The organism is Clostridioides sp. ES-S-0049-02 (genome assembly GCF_020658465.1).
Classification (GTDB): domain Bacteria; phylum Bacillota; class Clostridia; order Peptostreptococcales; family Peptostreptococcaceae; genus Clostridioides.
Genome location: NZ_JACVWG010000001.1, coordinates 349,590 through 372,839, shown reverse-complemented (window position 1 = coordinate 372,839; position 23,250 = coordinate 349,590). Strand labels below are relative to the sequence as shown.

At 27.9% G+C, this 23,250-nt stretch carries 15 protein-coding genes; 2 read left to right on the top strand and 13 right to left on the bottom strand.

From position 1 onward, the window contains the following. Nucleotides 1-137 precede the first annotated feature (137 nt). From hpf to prmA, 8 genes are all read right to left on the bottom strand, one after another. Nucleotides 138-701: a ribosome hibernation-promoting factor, HPF/YfiA family gene (hpf, locus tag IC213_RS01705; protein WP_227432589.1), complete on the bottom strand. Its 564-nt coding sequence runs from the start codon at nt 699-701 to the stop codon at nt 138-140. Between the two features lie 192 nt (nt 702-893). Beyond that, nucleotides 894-1,391, bottom strand: coding sequence for a TspO/MBR family protein (locus IC213_RS01700; RefSeq protein WP_227432588.1), 498 nt, complete (start codon nt 1,389-1,391; stop codon nt 894-896). Between the two features lie 110 nt (nt 1,392-1,501). Next, nucleotides 1,502-1,945 carry a GatB/YqeY domain-containing protein gene (locus tag IC213_RS01695; protein WP_227432587.1) on the bottom strand — a complete coding sequence of 148 codons (444 nt, stop codon included), beginning with the start codon at nt 1,943-1,945 and terminating at the stop codon, nt 1,502-1,504. Nucleotides 1,946-1,974: 29 nt separating this feature from the next. Next, nucleotides 1,975-2,154, bottom strand: a complete 180-nt coding sequence (gene rpsU / locus IC213_RS01690) for a 30S ribosomal protein S21 (protein WP_003416618.1) — start codon at nt 2,152-2,154, stop codon at nt 1,975-1,977. Between the two features lie 162 nt (nt 2,155-2,316). Continuing rightward, nucleotides 2,317-2,667 carry a histidine triad nucleotide-binding protein gene (locus IC213_RS01685; RefSeq protein ID WP_227432586.1) on the bottom strand — a complete coding sequence of 117 codons (351 nt, stop codon included), beginning with the start codon at nt 2,665-2,667 and terminating at the stop codon, nt 2,317-2,319. A 43-nt stretch (nt 2,668-2,710) separates the two neighbouring features. Then, nucleotides 2,711-4,009, bottom strand: a complete 1,299-nt coding sequence (gene mtaB / locus IC213_RS01680; protein ID WP_227824174.1) for a tRNA (N(6)-L-threonylcarbamoyladenosine(37)-C(2))-methylthiotransferase MtaB — start codon at nt 4,007-4,009, stop codon at nt 2,711-2,713. A gap of 4 nt (nt 4,010-4,013) precedes the next feature. Continuing rightward, entirely contained in the window at nt 4,014-4,769 is a 756-nt protein-coding gene (locus IC213_RS01675; RefSeq protein ID WP_227862668.1) for a 16S rRNA (uracil(1498)-N(3))-methyltransferase, read from the bottom strand. 18 nt (nt 4,770-4,787) lie between these two features. Continuing rightward, entirely contained in the window at nt 4,788-5,735 is a 948-nt protein-coding gene (prmA, locus tag IC213_RS01670) for a 50S ribosomal protein L11 methyltransferase (RefSeq protein ID WP_227432583.1), read from the bottom strand. Nucleotides 5,736-6,073: 338 nt separating this feature from the next. Here prmA and IC213_RS01665 point away from each other — a divergent pair, with 338 nt between their 5' ends. Continuing rightward, on the top strand, nt 6,074-7,183 hold the full coding sequence (locus tag IC213_RS01665; RefSeq protein ID WP_227824176.1) for an ABC transporter ATP-binding protein: 1,110 nt from the start codon (nt 6,074-6,076) through the stop codon (nt 7,181-7,183). A gap of 29 nt (nt 7,184-7,212) precedes the next feature. Further along, the gene (locus tag IC213_RS01660) at nt 7,213-7,980 is read left to right on the top strand and encodes a PucR family transcriptional regulator (RefSeq protein ID WP_227482841.1); all 768 of its coding nucleotides are present in this window, start codon (nt 7,213-7,215) and stop codon (nt 7,978-7,980) included. A 182-nt stretch (nt 7,981-8,162) separates the two neighbouring features. On the opposite strand, the gene IC213_RS01655 is transcribed toward IC213_RS01660, so the two are convergent. The 5 genes from IC213_RS01655 to IC213_RS01635 all read right to left on the bottom strand — a co-directional run bounded on the left by IC213_RS01655 (nt 8,163) and on the right by IC213_RS01635 (nt 23,234). After that, nucleotides 8,163-9,536, bottom strand: coding sequence for an MFS transporter (locus tag IC213_RS01655; protein ID WP_227482842.1), 1,374 nt, complete (start codon nt 9,534-9,536; stop codon nt 8,163-8,165). Nucleotides 9,537-9,570: 34 nt separating this feature from the next. Continuing rightward, nucleotides 9,571-10,506, bottom strand: coding sequence for an ROK family protein (locus tag IC213_RS01650; protein WP_227835334.1), 936 nt, complete (start codon nt 10,504-10,506; stop codon nt 9,571-9,573). 911 nt (nt 10,507-11,417) lie between these two features. After that, on the bottom strand, nt 11,418-13,271 hold the full coding sequence (locus tag IC213_RS01645; protein ID WP_227862667.1) for a hypothetical protein: 1,854 nt from the start codon (nt 13,269-13,271) through the stop codon (nt 11,418-11,420). 21 nt (nt 13,272-13,292) lie between these two features. Then, nucleotides 13,293-14,870, bottom strand: coding sequence for a cysteine desulfurase family protein (locus IC213_RS01640; RefSeq protein ID WP_227862666.1), 1,578 nt, complete (start codon nt 14,868-14,870; stop codon nt 13,293-13,295). 69 nt (nt 14,871-14,939) lie between these two features. Beyond that, nucleotides 14,940-23,234 (bottom strand): neuraminidase-like domain-containing protein, encoded by an 8,295-nt coding sequence (locus tag IC213_RS01635; protein ID WP_227862665.1) that lies wholly within the window; start codon nt 23,232-23,234, stop codon nt 14,940-14,942. Nucleotides 23,235-23,250 lie beyond the last annotated feature (16 nt).

The window sequence follows — 23,250 nt, the reverse complement described above, 5'->3', positions numbered from 1 at the left end:
AAATTTTTTTAGACAGTAAATACCTAATATTTAATATATTATTTAAACAAGAAAAAGGTAATCATATTGATAAAAATCAACATGATTACCTTTTTACTTTTTTGTATATAAAATATAAAAAGTATACAATTTTTTTATTAGTCTTGCTCTATTAAACCATATCCACCTGCTTTACGCTTATATACTATATTTATTTCAAAGTTATCTTGATTTCTAAACATATAGAAGTTGTGTCCTACCAACTCCATTTGAAGAATTGCCTCTTCTGAACTCATAGGTTTTACATTAAATTTCTTTCTTCTCTCTATAACTATATTTTCATCTTCCTCATCATCATAGTCATAATCATTAAATTCGCTACTATTATCTATAAAGTCAATATTTTCAAATCTTATGCTCTTATTATTTTGAACTTTGTCTTTAACCTTAGTCTTATACTTTACAACTTGTCTACTTAATTTGTCACAAACAATGTCAATTGCTGCATATAAATCTTCTTCTACGTCTTCTGCCCTTATTATTTGACCATTAATAGGAATTATTGTAACCTCCACTTTCTGTCTATCCTTTTTCGCACTTACTGTTACTTTCACTTCTGATTCAGGATCAAGGTATTTTTCTAACCTACTTAATTTTCCATCTACGTATCCTTTTATTCCGTCAGTTAATTTCATTTGTCTTCCAGATACTATTATTTGCATAAAAACCTCTCCCTTCGAGCCTTTCCAATTCTAATACTTTAATATGTTAATCTTTAAATATATTTTTGATACATTTATTATATTTAAATTAATATAATTGTATATGAAAATGATTATTTTTAATAGTCTATTCATTTTTTATTTGATATGATATTATTAAAAGTACGGGGTAATTTACAAAACCTTTACATTCTATTTATTAATAAACCATATAAAATAATTCAAAAATCCAGCATAAACCAGCCATATCAAATAAACCAAATTTATATATCCAGCTCTCTTATCTATTTTAGAAAATTTTAAAATAACTATTATAGAAACCATAATCATTATTATTATGTCTATTAAAGCTGTAAATCTAAGTCCAAATCCAAAAAATAGTATACTCCAGACAAAATTTAATGCAAGTTGTAATCCATAATAAAACACTGCATCTCTTACTTTAGGCAAGTTGTAACCTTTTTTTAATATTAGGTATGAAGATATACCCATCAATATGTACAATATAGTCCAAACAATAGGGAAGATAAAAGCTGGTGGTGCAAAGCTTGGTTTTGTAAGTTGTAAATAGTACGTTGAAATATCTGTTCCACTAATCAACATGGTCAAAATACTACTTAAATAACCTATTATTAATGGTATTGATATGTTTATCAAAAAATTTCTAATTTCCTTTACCGATATAATCAAATTTTTCCCCTTCTTTCAAAATTTTCTTTGATTATAGATATGCTCAGATATGACTTGTTATTCTCAAAAATTATAAAAAGCCTAGAGATTTCTCTCTAGGCTATATCAATCTATTGTAAGTTTTGTTTTACCAACTTATTTATAAGTTTTCCGTCAGCTCTACCCTTAACTTTTGGTTGAATAACTGACATTATTTTTCCCATATCCTTCATAGATGTTGCCCCTACTTCAGATATAGTACATTTTACAATTTCTTCTAACTCTTCTTCGCTTAATTGTTGAGGTAGGTACTCTTTTAAAACTTCAATTTCAGCTTCTGTTTCTTTTACTAAGTCTTCTCTTCCAGCTTTTTCAAATTCAACTAATGCATCTCTACGTTGCTTTAATTGTTTTGCTATTACATCGATAATTCCATCTTCATCAAGTTCAGTTCTATTATCAACTTCATACTGCTTTATGGAAGCTCTTATTAAAGTTACTACAGATTTTCTCACTGTATCTTTGTTTTTCATCGAAGATTTCAAATCCTCTTGTAACTTTTGCTTAAGGGACATCCCCTTCACCTCTTTATTCTTATTTACTACTATTTTTTAGCGTTTTTTCTTCTTGCTGCTTCAGCTTTTTTCTTACGCTTAACGCTTGGCTTATCATAGTGCTCTCTTTTTCTTACTTCTGACATGATGCCAGACATTGCACATTGACGCTTAAATCTTCTTAAAGCGCTGTCTAATGTTTCATTTTCTCTAACTCTTACTTCTGACATTTCTTTTTCCCTCCCTCCAATAGCGCAATTATGCTGGGACTGTAACTATGTTCTTTTTGCATAATATGCATTACAACCTAACACTTTGTTTATTATAAACTAAATTTTTACTTTTATCAAGTATTTTTATCAAGAAGGAACTCAATTTTTCAATAATTTAGTTTAGTTTTGTTCTGCTTCGTAATTAGGAAGCTTTTTACCTGCTAAAATATGATAGTGCAAATGCTTAACTTCTTGCCCTCCATCGCTTCCACAATTATTTATGATTCTGAATCCAGTTTGGTCAAAACCTTTCTCTTTAGCTATTTTATTAATAACAACATGAATATGTGACACAATATCCATTTCTATATCAGGAATATCAATTACACTATCATAATGTTTTTTAGGTACAACTAATATATGATATGGAGCAACTGGGTTCAAATCATTAAATGCCAATACTCTTTCATCTTCATAAACTTTAGTTGAAGGTATTTCTCCGTTCGCTATTTTACAAAATATACAATCCATTTCCTTCCACCTCCTATCTTATAAATATTATAATTTCTACATGTTATAGCAAAATTCCTTCTACATATTCATTTTTTACATCATTTATTTTTACTTTTAATATCTGACCTTGTATGTTTTTGTCACTTTCAACAACAACTCTTATATAATTTGAAGTCAGTCCTTCAAACTTATTGCCCTCTATATTTTGTTCAAATAAGACTTCTAATTCACTACCAATAAATTTAGTTGCAAATTTACTAAAGTTTTCTTTACTTAAATTTAAAAGTTGTTCACTTCTAAAGTGTTTCATTTGAGGGTCAATTTGATTTTCCATAGTTGCAGCTGGAGTTCCTTTTCTTGGCGAATATTTAAAAATATGCATTTGTGAAAGCTCTATATCTTTTAAGAAATTGTATGTTTGTTTAAATTCCTCATTAGTTTCTCCTGGAAAACCTACTATTACATCTGTAGTTATTGCTACATTTGGTATTTTATCTCTTAATCTATCCACAATAGTCTTATACTCTTCAGTTGTATATCTTCTATTCATTCTTTTTAGAGTTTCATCACATCCACTTTGAAGAGATAGATGATAATGAGGACAAACCTTCTCCATCTTTAAAACTTCATTCACAAATTCATCAGTAAACAAAATCGGTTCAACAGAGCTAAGTCTAATTCTTTCTATTGCATCTATTTCATTTATTTGTTTTATTACATCAAGAAGTTTAATATCCTTATCTTTTAAATCTTTTCCATAAGAGGCTACATGTATTCCTGTTAATACCACCTCTTTATAGCCATTTTTAGCCAATTTTTTCACTTCATCAACTATACTATCAATATCCCTACTTCTAACACGTCCTCGGGCATAAGGAATGATACAGTAGGTACAAAATCTGTCGCATCCATCTTGAATTTTCATAAATGCTCTAGTCTTTCCATTAGTTTGACTAATTTCTATTTCTTCAAATGCTTTTACCTTCATTATATCATCAACTGTGCTAACTTTTTTACTTGCATCTATCCTTCTAATCTCTTCAACAATCTTCCTTCTATCATTTGTACCCATGACTAGGTTTACTTCTTCTATATCCAAAATTTCTTCTGGCGATACTTGTGAATAACATCCCACAACGGCTATTATTGCATCTGGATTTTTCTTTTTAACTCGTCTTATATATTGACGAGATTTTCTATCACTCATATGAGTTACGGTACATGTATTTATAACATAAACGTCTGCATATTCTTCACTATTAACTTGTTCATATCCATCTTTTTCAAATAGTTCTAGCATAGCTTCAGTTTCGTATTGATTGACTTTACACCCAAGTGTATAAAAAGCTACTTTTTTCAATTTATTATTCTCCTCCTAAATCACTCAGCTCATACAAAGCTATTGTTGATGCTACAACAGAAGCTGTCTCAGTTCTCAATATTCTAGGTCCTAATGATACAGTACTGCAATTATCTTTTTGAACTTGCTCTATTTCTTCCTCAGCAAAACCACCCTCTGGACCTACAAAAATTCCAACTCTATCTATATTAGAATCACAATTTTTAAGTGCCTGTTTTATTGAGACAGTTCTTTCGTTCTCATAAGGACAAATATTTACATCATTTTTTTTCATATCTTCTAAAGCTTCTTTAAAACTTAAAACACCTCTTAAATTTGGAATTTTACCTCTTTTACTTTGCTTTGCGGCTTCATAAATTATTCTTTTCCAACGTTCAAATTTTTTATCTTCTTTTTTATCATCAACTTTAGCAACACTTCTCTTAGTTTGAACTAATATTATTTCATCTACACCAACTTCAGTTAGTTTTTGAAGTATCATCTCCATCTTTGGAGCTTTTGGAAGACCTTGATATAATTTTACCTTAAGTTTAGATTCTCTATTTATATCAACTTCTTCTAAAATTTTTAAATTAACCATATTTTTTTCTATATTTGTTATCTCGCAAATATACTCATTATTATCTTTATCACATATCTCAAGTTTTTCTCCTAGTTTACACCTTAAAACTTTTGAAATATGTTTTACATCTTCACCTTCTATAATGCAGGCTTTGTCTTGTAAATTTATATTATTTTTTTCAACAAAGAATCTATCCATTATATTCCACCCAGCCTTTTACTTTTTAAGTTTAGAAACTATCGCTGACCATTCACCTAGTTTTTGAACCTCAACTATTTCAAATCCATTTTCGATTAAGCTTTCTTTAACTTCCTCTACTTTGTCCAAAATTATACCTGAAGATATAAATATAGCATCTTCTTTCATAAAATTTTGTACATCTTTTGCAAGTATTTTTATTATATCAGCGATTATATTTGCAACTACAACATCAGCTTTATCTTTTATTACATCTGTTAAATTCCCATGCATTACAGATACATTCTCTTCAACTTTATTTTCAAGCACATTTTCTTTTGCAACTTTCACTGCAACTTCGTCTAAATCTACAGCTACAACCTCTTTTGCCCCTAATTTAGCTGCTGCTATTGCAAGAATTCCGCTACCACAACCAATATCAAATACTTTAGAATCTTTATTTACATATTTCTCTAATTCTCTAATACACATACTAGTAGTCTCATGTGTTCCTGTACCAAAAGCCATACCAGGGTCAAGCTCTATTATCAAATCCCCTTCTTGCATATCGTAATCTTCCCATGTAGGTTTTACTACTACCTTTTGACCTACTTTTGTTGGTTTATAGTATGCTTTCCATGCATTTGCCCAATCAGCTTCATTTACTTGGTCTAATGACACACTTCCTTCACCTATATCTATACCAAAATCTCTTAGTCCTAAAACTTTTTGCTTTATTATTTCGACAAATTCCATCACATTTTTTTCTTCTGACACATAAGTCTTTATCAGTACACCATCTTCTTCATTCTTTTTAAATACTTCTTCTTCTACATAATCCCAATCTAATTCATTTTTCTTTTGAAATAAGAAATCTTTTGGGTCTTCTATTACAGCCCCTCCAGCACCTTGTTCATATAGTATATTTGTTATTGGCTCAACTGCCTCTGTTGTTGTTTTTATAGTTACTTCTATCCAATTATTCATAAGTTTACCTCTCTTTTCTATATTAATTTTCCTATTTTTCCATAACTTTTATTATATCACAAATATCATACTTTTTTGTTTTATAAATTTTTTATTAGTTTATATCTACATTATAGTTAATTTACTTAATTTATAATAAATTGTCTAACTTATTTTTAGCACTTTATTTGATTATGCTTTTCCCTTAATACATTTTAAATAGTTCACATTATATTTATTATATACAAATTAGCAAGATATACATTTTAAACAAAAATTTTTGGTTATTTTATATGTTTCCTACAATAAAATCATCTGATATTATATAATTAAATTTTAAATTATTAAGGAGAATTACAATGTCAGAAGTAATATTAAAAGATATATCAAAACTTTATTCTAATGGATTTAATGCAGTAAAAAATATAAATATAGATATTAAAGATAAGGAATTTATAGTTTTAGTGGGACCATCTGGTTGTGGTAAATCGACAACGCTTAGAATGATTGCTGGTCTTGAAGAAATATCTTCTGGAGAATTATATATAGGAGATAAACTTGTCAATGATATAGAACCAAAAGATAGAGACATAGCAATGGTTTTTCAAAATTATGCTTTATATCCTCACTTATCTGTTTATGAAAACATGGCATTTGCACTTAAACTTAGAAAAATGCCAAAAGATGAAATAGATAAAAAAGTTAAAGAAGCCGCTAAAATATTGGATTTAGTCCCTCTTTTAGATAAAAAACCTAAAACATTGTCTGGTGGACAAAGACAAAGAGTTGCTCTAGGACGTGCAATAGTTAGAAATCCTAAGGTATTCTTAATGGATGAACCTTTATCTAACTTGGACGCAAAACTTAGAACTGCCATGAGAACAGAAATAACTAAGTTACATCAACAGCTTGGAACTACATTCATCTATGTAACACATGACCAAGTTGAAGCTATGACTATGGCTGACAGAATAGTAGTAATGAAAGACGGAGTGGTACAACAGATTGCAACTCCACAAGATGTATACGACTATCCAGCTAATGTGTTTGTTGCAGGATTTATTGGAGCTCCACAGATGAACTTTATTAATGTTACATTAATAGAAGAGAATGAAGAAATATATGCTAAAAACGAATACATTAAGATAAAATTAAATAGAGAAAAACACTATGATTTAATAAAAGACAACTATATTAAAAAAGAAGTTATTATGGGTATTAGACCAGAAGATATACATATAGAAGATACTTTTGTTAAATCTAATCAAGATACTTGCTTTAAATCAACAGTTGAAATAAAAGAACTTATGGGAGCAGAGACCTATGCTCATTTAAAATTAGATGTAAATACAATAACAATTCGATTTGACAGCAAAAATAGAGTTGATGTTGGTGATAATTTAACTCTTTCAGTTGATAATAATAGAGTACACTTATTTGACAAAGAAACTGACTTAGCTATAAGATAATAGTATAATCTTATTTCTAAGGAGACTTTATGGAAGACTTGAAAAGTTTTTTTGAAAAACAACTCAATAAAAAAATAAATATTTACCCTTATAAAAATCAAAGTTTAGATGCCAATAGTCATTTAGTTACTTTTAATGATACTGTTTATGTTATTGATTTTTTAGATGAAAATAACTTAGATAATCTAAATGGTCACTTTTATTTAATTTATCAGCCACATATAGATTTTGAATATCTAAAAGGTATTTTTTATAACTTATATGATGATATAAATACAATTCAACATAGTAGTTTTTTTGTAGTAAACTCTAAGTATAACTTAGACATTAATGTAACTACACAAAATATAATTGAAACTGAAACTTATCAAAGTACTTATATTTTCTATCTTGGTGAGTTAGATAACAAATCTGATTTTAATTTTAGATTGCAGTTATGCTCTAATTTACTATCTTATATTGTAAAAGATAATGCTAAGGATAAATTTTTAAATTTATTTGACCTTATTAGGTATAAAACTTTAGACTTAATTAACAAAGACGATGTACTTAATAGACTGATAGACTTCAATAAGATAAAATCTATTGATGAAGAACTTCTATCTACAGGAATAAAATTTATAAATAATGACTTAAACATCTCTAAAACATCTAGTGATATGTTTTTACATAGAAATACACTGGTATATAGGTTGGAAAAAATTAATGAAATACTCAACCTTGATTTAAAAAACTTTGAAAATGCAATGATTTTTTATCTAAGTGTAAAATCTTATTTTCTATATAAAAAAAATTAATTGCTAAATCAAGCAGAAATGCTAACTCACATTTTTGCTTGATTTTAAGTTAAAATACTATATACTTTATCAAATGTTATTTATCAAATATTCTCTCCTTTAAACTTGTAAATATTTGATAAGATATCCTTTTTTATAAATAATATCTTTAATCTTATTGAATCTATTATTTCTTTAATACATTATTTCGCTTGCTTTAATTGTTTTGTAAAAACAAAGTTTAGCAAAAAACTTATTGTGCCTAAAATCACCATAACATATCCTAAAATTTTAAATTGACTTGATGTTATAGTTGCTTCAAACACCATCCCAAGTAGTACAGTAGCAAAAATTGAACCTAAATAACGACTAGTTTGAAATAGACCAGAGGCTGTACCTATGCTCTCAGGAGGACTTTCTTTAAACATTGAAGATTGTAATGCTACATTACCAACTCCATAACTAACACCTGCTAATGATAAAATTATCCCCTTACCTATTACTGGTATTTGAATAAAGATTAATGAAAGAAGTATTGCACTAATCAACATAAAAATTGATGACACTATAAGAGGTACTCTAGTTCCAGATTTGTCTATCCATTTTCCAGTCAATGGAGATATGAAAATTCCTATACCAGACATAAACAACATAAATAGACCAGTTGACCTAGCACTGTAATGTAGTGCATCTTGAAAATAACTTGGAAGACCAAAAAATAAGATATAATTGAAGAAGTTTAATATAATAAACTGTAAATATACCTTTGATAACTTAGGATTACTCATAAAAAGTTTAATATCTATAAAGGGTAATCTCGTTCTCAGTTCATGCCAAATAAAAATGCACATCAAAATTAATCCTAATACAAATTGCTCTAAATTAAAAGACTCCTTAACTGATAATAAGAATAGTAATATAAAAATCATTGCAATTGAAAATAAAACTATACCAACAACATCTAATCTTGATAAAACATTCTTAAAAGTCTCTTTTATACTTTTTTTCTTTTTTATTTCTTTTGGAAATAAAAAATATCCTAGACAAATGGCAACCATAACAATTGGTATATTTACAAGAAATATAGCATGCCATCCACCTAAATCAAGCAATACTCCGCCTAAAGTTGGTCCTAACCCTGCTGTAGTTGAAGCAAAAATGGTTAGAACTGCTAAGGCAGAAGATTGTCTTTCCTTTATATTATTTTGTATAAGAGCAACTCCAGATGGATACAATGTACTTGTTCCAATAGCTTGAATTACTCTTATAAAAATCAATATAAAGAATGATTGAGTAAATGGTACCATAAATGCTGAAAAACTTACGAGTATTAAACCACTTAAAAATAAAACTTTTCTACCTATTAAATCTCCAATCTTTCCTGAAACTGGCTGTGCAATAGCACTAGCTAAATAAAAGGCTGAAACCATCCAAGACACAGTTGTAAAACTAATATTAAAATCGTTTTGTATACTATGTAATGCAAGTGAAATCATAGATGAATTAAGAGGATTCAGCATAGTTCCTGAGCCTATAGCCACTAAAAAAAGAGTTCTTTTAGCATTTATCTTACTCATATATCATGCCCCCAATATTTTTGATTCATTTATCTTATAAAAAAGCTGCTCCTATAATTCCTGCATCTGAACCTAGGGTTGCACATACAATTTTTGCTATATCTTCTTTTTTGTATAAAACAAACTTTCTTACCAATTCTTCAATCCCATCAAGTATTATATCACTTGCTTTAGAAACTCCTCCACCAATTGATATCACTTCTGGGTCTAATGTATTTATTGTATTTGCAAATGTTTTTGCTAAATAAGTTTTAAATCTAGTTATTACTTCAATTGCAACTGTGTCGTTTTCTCTATGTGCATCAAACACCATCTTTGCATTTATTTTTTTCAAATCTCCTTCTGCTAAATCTAAAATCATACTTTTTCTACCTTCTTGTATAAGTTTTTGAGAATATTTTATAATGGCAGTTGCTGAACAAAAAGTTTCCACACAACCATTATTTCCACAATTGCAATCAAAATAGTTTTCTCCTATTACTTGATGCCCTATTTCTGAGCCTAATCCATGGGCTCCAGAAAAAACTTTTTGATTAATTACTATTCCTCCACCTACTCCAGTTCCTAAAGTATATAAAACTCCAACATCTGCACCTTTCATACTTCCAAACTTTGATTCTCCAAGTGCTGCTACTGTTGCATCATTTTCTCCATGAATTTCAACATTTGGAAACCTTCTTTTTAGTTCATTCTCAAAACTTTCTCCATCCCATTTTAAGTTTACACAAGTTACTAAACCTTTTTTATTTATAAACCCAGGTACTCCAAATCCAATAGACTTTATCTCTTTCATCTTTAGATTGTTTTCTTCTAACAATTTATCAATCATTATTTTTATATCATCTAGTATTCCTTCAAATCCCTTTTCAACCACAGTTTTACATTCTGTTCTAAAAAGTATCTTTCCTTGATTATCAACCACACCTGCTTGTATGCCTGTTCCTCCAATGTCTACACCTATATAATACATCTTTCTCACCTTTCTCTTTTAAATTTTATTAATATATATATATTATCAGGTCTATATTATATTAAAATGTAAAACCATGCAAATCTTTAATAATATCTTTAATACAAAACAAAAACACCTTCCCATAGTATATTTTCACTATGAGAAGATGTCTATTTTTATAAATTATTTCAATTTATTAGATGTCAAAACAAACTATATTTAAATCAATTATTTTAAACTTTTATCTCGACTTATTTTTTCGTACTAAACAATATTTTTGCAACTATATATCAACCAAATCTTAAATATATTTTTTACAAACATAAATTAGTTTTCCATAACATAATAAGTTGCTTTTATTATTCACCAATCTATACTAAAAATCTTATACACATAATATATATATTTCTTTACATATACATATATTTGACTAAATACATATTTCTTTACATACATATCTAGCCTATTACCTAACCATACATACATATTTCTTTACATATGCACATATCGAAAGCACTTTTTCACGTAAATTTTTCTAACTAAATTATAAGCAAATATGCAATTTGTAAAAGTTTTAATTCTTACAAATAACTTTAAAACTTAGATGCTTTGGCTATACAATATGACTATTTTACTACCAAAATTTTAAGTCTAGGCAATTCCAATAATTATCCCAGCTTTTGAGTTTTTCCAGTACTTAATATAGCACTAAAAACATCTAACTTTATTTCATAGATTATAATTGAGTTTTCTTCATCATTTGGCTGTGCCACATCCGTTCCCACTGGAATCACCCCTTTCTCTTATTTGATTATATTATAGCATATTAGATATGTAGGGACAAGCATTTTTTTCAGAAAATTATTTATATTCAGTTTTTATTTTTTGTCTATCTTATAGCATGTTAATGTAATTAATATTTATACAATTTACTCTTTACATATATAAACAATAGAAGAATATTTTGAATCTAAGTCAGTCTTATATATAGATTTTAGATTTTTAACACTTATAGTATACTCTTTTCCAGATTCAAATTTAGCCTTTATATTCACTATAAAATCTCTTTTAGAATCTACTATAATATCTTCTACTTGAACTACTGGATCTATCAAGTAGTTCAATTCATCTTCTGCTAATACCTTATCAAGTGTCATATTAAAAGTAAGAGAAATTCCATCATTATTATTATCAACTGCTTCAAGTTTTAATTTTGGCTTTTCTACACCACCTGCACAAACTGGTAAACTTCCTCCTTGTATACCAGAAGCCATTGCGCTCAATCTACATTTTATAGATGGTTCTTCACAAACATTATATTCATTTCCTGTAGCATTTTCATCTGATATTAATCTACATAAATCTCCCAATTGCTCATATCCTCTAAGAGTTAAAGTCATCCATTGGTCACCAAACCATATTTTTCTACTTACAACACCAAACGAATAATAATCTGATGGTCCTGTCCCTGATATTTTGTCACTATTTTGTGGTACTCCTCCATAGAAACGACCTATCCCATGACCAATTGCCATAGCAAGACCCTCAACATCTAAGTTTTCCATTCTAACTAATCCACCAGATACTAGGACAGTCTTTACTCCATATTCTTCAAATGCATATACATTTGGTTCTATTCTATCCCATTCTAAATGTATATTTATATCTGGATAAAATCCTTTAAATAGTTTTATTAAATATTGGATTGCATTTAAGCCCAATGTCATATGTATTGGAAATTGTGTGCCATTTTGGAATATATCATTTGCTTGTTCTCTTGTAAATAGGGTATGTGCAGATGTTATAGTTCCTTTATATCCAAATTTATATGGTGAGAATTTTTTATTAATGGCCACCTCTGTGTTGTCCTCTTTATGGAAAAGTAACACACCTCTTTCTTTCACAAGATGTTTACATGCTTTCATATGTTCTTCACTTCCTATAATAGGTAATTCATTGTAGTTTTCCACTTTTAGATTATCCTCTAAATCTTCAAAGTGAAGTTGAAGTGTATAATCCCCACAAACTACTCCACCTGCAATAACTAAATGTTTGTCAGCACTTCCCTCAAAATTAATATCAGTTGTTATATGATGAACTCCACCAGTATAATGACCTAAACTTGCAGTTAAAACAGGTACTTCATTTCCATCTTTGTCAATTAACATGTCTCCAGGTTTCAATTTACCTGCCACAGTAAATTTTCCATTAGCAAGTAAAAATACGTGGTCTGCAGTTACGATTAATTCGCTCTTACCATTTTTTATTTTCTTTTCTAACTCATCTGAACTTTCTTCATCTAAAGAACGATATACAATGTATACCATTGATGGTTGTTCTCCACTTTCTGTCCCTGTACTAAATTGTACTTTTACAGGCTCCCATGCAAGATTTATTTTTTCTCCAGCCTTTTTTATAGAACCTCCCAATACCTCATCACCATTTTTAATATTTTGTACTTCTACTTCTCCATCTGGTATTGCAATGAAAGTACCATCTGCAAAGCATGAACAGCAGCAACAACAATCTTCTAAATTCCAGTCTTTATTCTCCATACGTTTAGCTATACAGTCATCAATTAAATGTTCTGTAGAAGATGGAAGTGTTTCTCCTGTCTTACTATTCCTACACATTACCACATGTACTGCTTGATATATTCCTTGGTCTCCACATGAATCATGATATGCCTTTGAAGTAGAAAAATCCATACAATGCATTTCTAAACAAGCCTTTAACTTTTTTTGCTCCAAACGTCTTTTACATTCATTATAATCATAGCCCATAGTAAAACACTCCTCATTATTTTAATTTTCTAATAATATTTCTCTTGCCACTTCTTCGTTGTTCGATTTTAATATATAAATAATTTGTTTAAGATATTTAAATAGATACTCTAAGTCTTCTTTACTTGTATTAAGACCAAAACTAAAACGTATTGAAGCATAGTGTTTTGTGTTTGCTCCTATTGCTTCAAGTACATGAGAAGTTTTTATCCTTTTTGAACTGCATGCAGACCCAGGAGAAACACTTATACCTATATTATTTAAACTTCTTATAATCGCATGACTATCAAGAAGCGGAAAGCCTATATTTAAATTATTTGGAAGTCGATTTTCAAGAGACCCATTCACAATATAATCTGGTTCAATTTTTTCAATCTCTTCTAAGAAAAACTTTCGTAATTCTAAAAGTCTATTTGATTCATCATTCATTTCATTGTAAGCAAGTTTAGTTGCCATTCCTAAAGCCATTATATGACCTACATTTTCTGTACCAGCTCTAAGTCCATATTCTTGTCCTCCACCATGTATTATTGGAACTAAGCTTAATCCATTTTCTACATATATTCCACCAATGCCTTTTGGAGCATATATTTTATGTCCTGAAAATGTAAGAAGTGAAATTCCCCACTCCTTAGGTTTTAAAGGTATTTTACCAAAAGCTTGTATTGCATCCACCATGAAAGGTATATTATAACCTCTACATATATCTCCTATCTCCTTAATAGGATTTATTGTACCTATTTCATTATTTGCAGCCATTACTGATACAAGTATTGTATTTTCCTTTATAGAATTTTTTATATCTTCTGGTGATATCCTTCCCAATTTATCTACATCTATATAGGTTACCAAAAATCCAAGTGTTTCAAGATATTCCATAGTTCTAAGTACTGATGGATGCTCAATCTTAGTGGTTATAATATGACCTTTTTTATCCAAATACTTAAACGCTATCCCTTTTATAGCCAAATTATTTGATTCAGAACCTGAGCCTGTAAGATATATTTCCTCTGTATCAACCATTAAACAGTCTGCTATTGTCTTTCTGGAACTATTTATAATATCGAAAGTATAATGTCCTTGTACTGTTGAACTACTTGGATTAGCATAGCCATAAACCCCATCATAATAATCTTTAAGTAATTTAACTATCTCATCACGAATATAAGTTGTTCCATTTGAATCTAAGTACACTTCTCTAAAATCATTTGCTTTAATTTCAGCACATGGTTTACATGATTTAGCTTCAGGATTTTTTTTCTTTTCTTCCTCTATATAAGAACCATACTTATCTTCATAATCTTTTTTATTATCTTCATATACAAAACTTATTTTAGATTCTTTAATTATGTTATCAAGTTTAGAAAATAATGTGCTATCTAAAAATTCTTTTTCAACTTCTTCATCTGTATAATCTAAAGCTGGATTCTTTATAAGATGTTCAAGAAAACTTTGAACATTTCTACATGTATGCAGATTATGTGCATATGTACTATCTTTTGCAATACTTAATAAAACCTGACTTGATATATTATCTTTTAACCCAAATAAATTTCTAAATTCTACACAATAGCTTTGTATATTTTTAATAATATCCATTTGTATTTGCCTTCTTTCTAATATGATTTAAAAAACATAATACTGACTAGATTTACCAATTTAATCAACTTAAAAAATTTTACTTTCATAGTCCAAAACCATTTCTATTCCATATAATTTCTTACCATCAATATGATTATTTTCTTTAAGAAGCTTCTTTAAATCCTTATCTTTTTTCATTTTTTCTAAATCTATCTTTATACTCCATTTGCCTTTAATATCATTCATATTTAAATTGATATTATTTACCATTCCAATATCTTTATTTAAATTGATTACAGTCTCTTTCATACCTAAATTTTCAATTGTTATGAAGTCTGATTTTATTGGTAAAACAATATCTTTTAATATATCTAACTTCATATATATAGCTTTAACATTAACTTCTCTAAAGAAACTAAGTTGGGATAATGAAATGTCAAAATTAAAACTCTGTAGCTCTTGATTATCACATTCATTTATAAACATATTCCATTCTGTAGAAAATATCTGTTGTAAAGGAAAATAAAGTCCGCCTACATATGGATAACTTTTAGATAACAATTCTATAACCTTTTCTTTTAAATTTGAATCCTCAAGAGCTGTATATTTTACATTGATTATTACATCTGATATACTATCAAAATTAAACCTATTCGTTTCTTTTAACATCTCAAGTTCCCAGCTAGAAACAACTCCTGTACCTTCAAATGGTAAGTATCTCTCATCATTAAAATTAAGCAAGAACATTCCACTATCATCAATACCTTTTGATATGGCAATTTTTTGATTAGGCAACCAATTTTCTCTAATACCTTCTTTTGGTTTATTTCCAATTTTATTACCCAACAGGTAAGTTACAACTTCCAATAAAGGTTTTGTAACAACACTATTGTTTTTCTGAACTAATGTAGCTTTAATATTTTGAAATGGACCAACCACTGCTGGCACAGATATAGATATACTCTTAATTTTTCGTAAATAATGTCCAGGGAAATCATAATCAAACATTTTTTCAGTCAATTCAAAACTACATTTTCCAAATGATTTGAGATTTAATAATGCTTCAGGACTAATCATTGCCAAAGATATAGTTTTTTCTACTTCTAGACCCCTCTTATTTTTATTATAATAGGATGCCTCCATCTGACTTAATGCTAATTGAAGTCCTTCACCTGCCAAGAGTCCCTTTCTCATACTATCCCAATTGTTAAAATTTATAAATTTATCATCGCAACCAAATTCAAGTTGATAAGCTTTCTCAGCTACATGAGCCATATTTAATCCTATTTGGTACATTTGCCAATATATTAAACTTATTCTACCTACCATCCAAGAATATAAATCTACATTATTAAATTTATTTTTTAGAATATTATAAACTTCATTACCCTGTAAAATTGTTTTCTTATGTATTTCAAGCTCTTGTTTTGCGCTTTGGACTTTTATTTTAAGAGTCTCAATCTGTTTCTTAATATTCTCAATTTCATAATTAGCTAATTCTTTGTTAAGTGTCCAATCTTCTTCTCTTCTATTATATCCAGCCATTGTTAAAGAGCGTTGTGCTTCATAATTTGAGATAGATGCCCCTATTTCTGCTGCACCTGCCATTCCTTCTAATACAGCTCCTAACTGCTGTCCTCCATACGTCATGGCAAAAGGAGAACCTACTTGTGGAACTGCATATCCAATGCTTGAAGATGTTTTAAATATATTTGCATAAACTTGGAAAAATAAAGCTACTCCCATTGCATCTAAATTTGTTTGTTCTTCTTCTGAAAGACCATCTTTTATTGAATTCTCATAATATGTTTTCTTATGTTCTGCACTCTTAAGGGATTGATCCATTGACTTAATAGTTTCATTTATCTCTTCTATTTGCTTCTCTTTTGTTACTGTAACCATATTTAAAATATTGTTTTCTTGTATTGAATGAAGCACTGCCATACTTTCTGCATCGTTTTTTTCAATTGTATTTAATAAACTTGTTCCAAGTTGACATATATGCCCTGCAAATTCCTTTGCTTTTTCAATTAGAAATGAAAAACGATAATTAGAAAGTTCTATATCTAGTGATTCTGCTAATGAATTTACATTATTGATTGAACTTGCAACCCTAGAAAGTAATTCTGGTGAAATTGGTGGTTGATATAACTCCAATAATCTCTTTTCACCTTTAATATTCATTGAATGTCTAATCTTATTTAATCTATCATCCACTATATCCCAAAGTTTTATAAGTTCCTCATTTTCTGGTATTCCAAAATAAACATCTATATTATTAAACCCTAAATCAACTTGTATATCTGAATTTATATTAGATATATGATTTTCAAGGTCTATCAGAAATTGAGGTATACCACCTGGACAATCTTTATATTTTGTCTGTATAGACTTAAATGTTTCTACATTTTTTTTGTCATGTCTACCTAAATTAACTGGTCTTTCTCCCAATAAGCTTGATGCTAATATATAAAGCATCGTTGCAGAAGTTATAGATTCCCATGTATCTTGCATAAATTGTTTATCAGCCCACTCTATTATATTTTCTATATATTGAATCACAGTGTACTTTTCATATGCTCCCATTCTTAGTCTAGCAATAGCATGTGGGTTAAATGGGTCATTATTATAAACTTTCATTGCAGGATTACTGTCATCTAAAGTATCTATAAATTCATCTAAAACATGAGTACGAAATAGTTGGAAATTCCAATAACAACTTGATGGTGTAGCTAAAAGCTTATTCATCAATATATTTCTTACCATGATTATCATTTCATTATTTAAACTGCATTCTGTTAAAAAACTAAGTTCTGTATTTAATTTAAATTCTGGGTTTACTCTTCCATTAGCATCAATAATAGGATATGCTGGATTACCTATTTTTTTAGTATTTAAAACTGACAGTACATCTTCAGACATTTTATCAGTTATTATATGCTCAGTTTCTTTTGAAAAAGTATCTTTAACTATTTTTGTTTCTGGATTTGTTGGATTAAATACATATTGATACCATCTTTGCGCTTGAGCATAATTTTGATTATTTCTCAGATTATGAGCTAATAACATCGGTGCATGATAAAAAAGTTCCCAATAGTATTCACCATAAAGCCCATCAAAATCTACCTGTACACCATCAATTGCACTTGGATAGTTTATATAATCTTTGTTTGGTTCAAATCTATCAAAAGGTAAAACAGGAACAACTGGTATATTTTGAGAATTAGTACTAAGAAGCATATCAATTCCACCTATAAATATACGTTTTTGTAATATTTTTGTTGCACCTGTTGACAGTCTAGTTATATTAAATTTATATTTAGATAGGTCTGACATATTCTTATCTTCATATAAATTTTCATATTTAAGTGTTACTGGTACAGGTGAATGAACTAGTTTTTCATAAATATCATAAATCTGATTTACCTTAATAATACCTTTCTCTATTTGATTTTTTAGAATCAACTTAACATCTGGATATGTTAAATTATTTCCATCTGCTCTACCATGTGAATCTATAATTTTATAATACTCAAAAGTATTGTAAATAGTTTCTGATACACTCTTACTAATATCCTTATTTACAAAACTATATTTATTTACTATTGGAAAATTCATCAACATCCTATAGATAGATTTTTTTGTTGTGTCATCCAACTGAGCATTACTCAATATTATTTCTATTATGTTGTAATCTATATTCGAAACTTTAACTATATTATTTTCATCCAATAACCCATAATTTTTCAAAAGTTTTATACATTTTATTGATTTATCATAGTTAAGACCAAGTGATAAAAAAGAACTTACACTTGCTGGTGGTCTTGTAATTATTAGCCCATCTGATAACATGCTAAACCTTGGAACTGAAATTTTATCCTCTGGAGAAATCATAAATGTTTCATCTACATTGTCAAACACAAAAGAACCAACTTGGTTATATATAGGCATAACAGAAATATCCTTTTGATTTATATTATTAAATATATTTAAACCACCAACATGGCTAAACAATACTTTTTGTATATCTAAAAGTTGATTAGGACTAATTTCTTTTGATACAATCCTATTTATAAGCACTATTTCCAAATCTAATGTACTGAGATTTGATTTTAATATCTTACCATTATCATCAATTATCTTACTTGTTTTTAAATCATTAAAAATCTTACTTGATAAACTAAATTCAATTGTATCTGATGTAAAAGAATCTGACTCAACAAAGCTTTCCTCTATTTGATGCGATAAGTCTTTCATATCGGATAGATAATTATCATAAATTACACTTTGAGAATAAACAATCCCAAGCTTATTATTAAATTTATCTATAATAGGTTTATAAGGTATTTGATATTTATTTTGTGAGTATCTATCAACCAATAAAAATTCATTTTTTAATAATAGTGGTTCATTGTTCATATTCATATTAAATGAATATTGATGTTGAATAGGTAAGTAACCCGTATTATTTGCTAAAACCAATCTATTAAAACTTTCCCCTATTTCACTTAACTTGGATTCAAAACAATACTTATTTGTACCATCATCATTGATTTGCTTTATTTCAATTACCTTTCCAGATTGATTTGCAAATGGTCCATAAAGTATATTTATACGCTCAAAATCCTTTGATTTTTTATCAAACGCTTTAAAATTAGATGCATTAACGGAAAATGCATTTACTTTAAGCCAAGAAATACTATCCATTTCAAAAATATTTTTAAAAGGCAGTTGATTTTTTATTGAATCCTTGTCAGAGTAATCAGTATAATATACCAAATCTTCTGATAATATATTTTGAGGATTTACCCACTTCTGTTGAATATTTAAAAACGAATAGTACATATCCATTTTAAATGTTTTGCTATTATTAGATTTACTTACTGAGCCCACCACATCTATGGATGTACTTTGATTTTCTTTTAATTCCACCCAGAATATGAATAGTTTGTTAAATGCAAATACTGGAGTTATATAGTGTGAATTTATAGCTAAATCTATTTTTTTCCATTCAGTCCAAGGCATCCCCTCTTCTTGATAACAATAATAATATATATATGGTTGTTGACTTGTTCGTCCAAATAAAAATAAGGTACAAACATCTCCACGCATTGAATCTTTATATGTACAACGATATGAACTTGCTATAGTCAATTTTGATATATTTGAAAATTCTTCTATATAATCATTATAAATTGTCTCTATATATGCATCTGTTATTTCAGATTGAGATAATGCACTTTCTAACTTATTAAATATTTCTGACTTTGTATGTCTTATTGATGGTAATAAATAATTTTCTGGATACACAAAAATTTTTCTATTCGCTTCCCACATTCTATAATTCATAATCCAGGACCACCAAGATTCAGGTATATTTAGTGACTCTACTCCTTTTTCCATTTTTAATCTACATCTTTGAAGATAAAGTTGAGTAGCATTTAATGCTTCTACTATATAAGAAATCTGCGTAGAATCATCCATTTCTACATCAATTAATAAATACTTATAGACATCATTTGATGTTTTAATATCTACAAACTTTTTATTGAGAGTATACAAAGTGATACTAAGCAAAATATCTCGTTTAGAACCTTCTATAATTGCTTGTAATTTTGTATTTATCGATTTCCATTCTTCTATACTGTATGTCCCTTTTACTTTTTGTACTGCCATATTCGAAATGTCAACATATTTAGTCCAATTTTTTTCTTCATCCAAACCTGATAATGTAAGAATATTGTCTATAAATGCATTATCAGACTTTAATTTATTAACTATGTCAAAACAGCTTTTTAGTTTTTTTATCAAAATCACTAAATTTTGTTCTTTTGAAAATTGCTTCGATATTAACTCATCTATTTGAGATTTATTCCAATTAGTTGCTATTGACAGATATTTTGTACTATTTGTTTCTTTTTTTGCGCTTGATTCAATAAAATTAAGCATGTCATAATCTACATCATCAAAAGTATATAAATACTCATTAATCAAATAAAAATTCATAATATTATCTATAGAATACAACTTAAAATCATTTTGGAAACCATAATAGTTCGGATACTTAATAATACTTTCAACAAGCTTATAATCTGGTGCTATTTTAGTTACTAAGTTAATCCATCTTGAACAACATCTTAATACCTCTATAACATAAAACTTATATTTCTCAGGGTTAGAATAGTTTATAAATGCTTCTGTCCAATATTTTATACCCTCATGTAAAACAATTGACTTTTTAAACACAATCACTAAATATTTTAATAACTCTTTTTCTGTACCTAGATAATCAGACATCATTTCTATAATTTCATTTTCTATATCTAAACTTGAATCTTTTTTTATGCTCATACATAATGACTTTAACCAATTATCAATACTATCTTCTTTGAATATTTGCTTTACATACTGACTTTCTTCTCCATTTATAAAATAGTTAAAGTTGTATACGTTGATTTTAGAATTTTCTATAAAACTTACAACATTTTTAATGCAATAAATATCATCAATAGAAAAAACCTTTTTAGTATCTAAGTGGCATAGCTTAAGCAATATTATATAGGTTTCAATTTTCATTTTAAATTTTCTTGCAAGTAATGAGTGTCTATATAAAGCTGATAAATTATCTACAGTTAATTCTATATCTGCATTTAAATCTATGTTTGCATTTTCTTTAAAAATTGTGATAGCTAAAAAATTTAAATCTTCAATTGACATAATTAAGCTACTGGAAAGCCATCTTGAAATTTTAATATTATTTTCATCAATTTTAGCAGGATTCCAAAGTTTTAAATTGTCTATATATAGAGGGTTTAGTTTATTGTTTTTAGGATGATATGTAGACTCAGTTTTTTTAGTTTTACAATTATTATATATGACATCAAAAGGTACTTTTGACTTTAATAAGTCATTGCCTTCTCCATATGTTTTTATTGGAGCAATAAGTGCACATAAATCTATTACATCAAGTTCCATATCGCTCGATAATTTTAATAAACGGGATATATCTGTAATAGTTTTTTTTGATATTTCTATATTTTTATCATAATAATGAATTGAGTTTATCATCCAGTCTAAATCCATAAAATTTAAAGAAGTTACTTTACTTAGTCTTATAAATCTATTTAATCTATCGAGAACATCATTATTGATGTTTTTAATTGAATTTGATAGATTATTATTTTTATTTTCCTTATTGTCATCAATATACAAATATTTTTTGTCTAAAAGACCTTGATTTATATAAAAATTATGTGCTATATTATTATCTTTTTCGTTCTGTGAAACATTTTGCATTAGTAATTCTTCAAGTTGATTATATTTTAATTGTGTTACTTTTAGTAATGTTTGTGTATTATTTAATTCTGCTAATTTAGCTCTATCACTCATACCATAATAGTTTGCTAATTGATTATCATCTTTAAAACTCTGTGTTAAAATATTATACTGTTTTAATGAAATACCTAACCTTTCTCTCTCAACTTCGTTTTGTTCTATATCCCAAGTTTCATATATGTCACTCAAATTTAAATTTTCTTGATTTAGATATACTCTTATCTGCTCCAAGTTTAAATTAAATGGGAGATTAAATGGATACACAGTTTTTGTAGCAAGAACCTCAAATATACTTGTGTCTTTTGTATTAAATAAAGTTTTAATACAATCATACAAACGTTCATTTACTATTTTTAGATATGGAACAAGATTATTTGCATTTTCACATGTAAGAGGTATCTCTTGTAAATCAGGCCTTCTATAATTTAAACTCAGGTCTTTATCAATAGTATGCTCATTTGGTTTAGTTATATATTTATCTATTATTCTCATTAAATCTACGAAATACGCAGCAGGTCCAAATATTGATTTACAATCTTCACAATCACAAAAATCTAAATTTCCGAACATCTCTTGGTAACTAGGTAATTTTTCAAAATATCTAATTGTATCATCACCTATTGTATTTACTTTGAGATTTCTAAAATATGGAGATGCAACTGTTGTTTTTATATTTACTAAGAGATTCATTACTTTATTCTGTATTGATATTGCATTTTTATAAATTTTCCTAGCAGTTTCTTTGCTTATTTCTAGTTTAGTTGAATATGTATTAACAAAATACTCTTCTTCCATACTTGCAATTTGTTGAGCTGATATTAAATCATTTTCAATCAACTTTGAATGTATACCTTCTGACGCATGCAATTGATGTAATCTTTTTTGTATCATAAGGTTTTTTAAAACCACTTCTTTATTAACTCCATCTAAATTTAATTTATCTAAAGTTTCTTTTTTATGTAACTCAATATCCGATAATTCAAAATCTGGATTATTACCATAAAAAACATTGAGTTGCTCTTTTTGTGTCAGCTTGTCCTTATCCATAGTATTCTCCTTTCTA

Coding starts and splice junctions, on each gene's coding strand:
- IC213_RS01675 (WP_227862668.1), bottom strand. CDS start 4,769: ATGGATAGATTCTTTGTTGAAAAAAATAATATAAATTTACAAGACAAA.
- IC213_RS01685 (WP_227432586.1), bottom strand. CDS start 2,667: ATGGATTGTATATTTTGTAAAATAGCGAACGGAGAAATACCTTCAACT.
- IC213_RS01695 (WP_227432587.1), bottom strand. CDS start 1,945: ATGTCCCTTAAGCAAAAGTTACAAGAGGATTTGAAATCTTCGATGAAA.
- hpf (WP_227432589.1), bottom strand. CDS start 701: ATGCAAATAATAGTATCTGGAAGACAAATGAAATTAACTGACGGAATA.
- IC213_RS01655 (WP_227482842.1), bottom strand. CDS start 9,536: ATGAGTAAGATAAATGCTAAAAGAACTCTTTTTTTAGTGGCTATAGGC.
- rpsU (WP_003416618.1), bottom strand. CDS start 2,154: ATGTCAGAAGTAAGAGTTAGAGAAAATGAAACATTAGACAGCGCTTTA.
- IC213_RS01660 (WP_227482841.1), top strand. CDS start 7,213: ATGGAAGACTTGAAAAGTTTTTTTGAAAAACAACTCAATAAAAAAATA.
- IC213_RS01645 (WP_227862667.1), bottom strand. CDS start 13,271: ATGGGCTATGATTATAATGAATGTAAAAGACGTTTGGAGCAAAAAAAG.
- IC213_RS01635 (WP_227862665.1), bottom strand. CDS start 23,234: ATGGATAAGGACAAGCTGACACAAAAAGAGCAACTCAATGTTTTTTAT.
- prmA (WP_227432583.1), bottom strand. CDS start 5,735: ATGAATAATTGGATAGAAGTAACTATAAAAACAACAACAGAGGCAGTT.
- IC213_RS01640 (WP_227862666.1), bottom strand. CDS start 14,870: ATGGATATTATTAAAAATATACAAAGCTATTGTGTAGAATTTAGAAAT.
- IC213_RS01665 (WP_227824176.1), top strand. CDS start 6,074: ATGTCAGAAGTAATATTAAAAGATATATCAAAACTTTATTCTAATGGA.
- IC213_RS01650 (WP_227835334.1), bottom strand. CDS start 10,506: ATGTATTATATAGGTGTAGACATTGGAGGAACAGGCATACAAGCAGGT.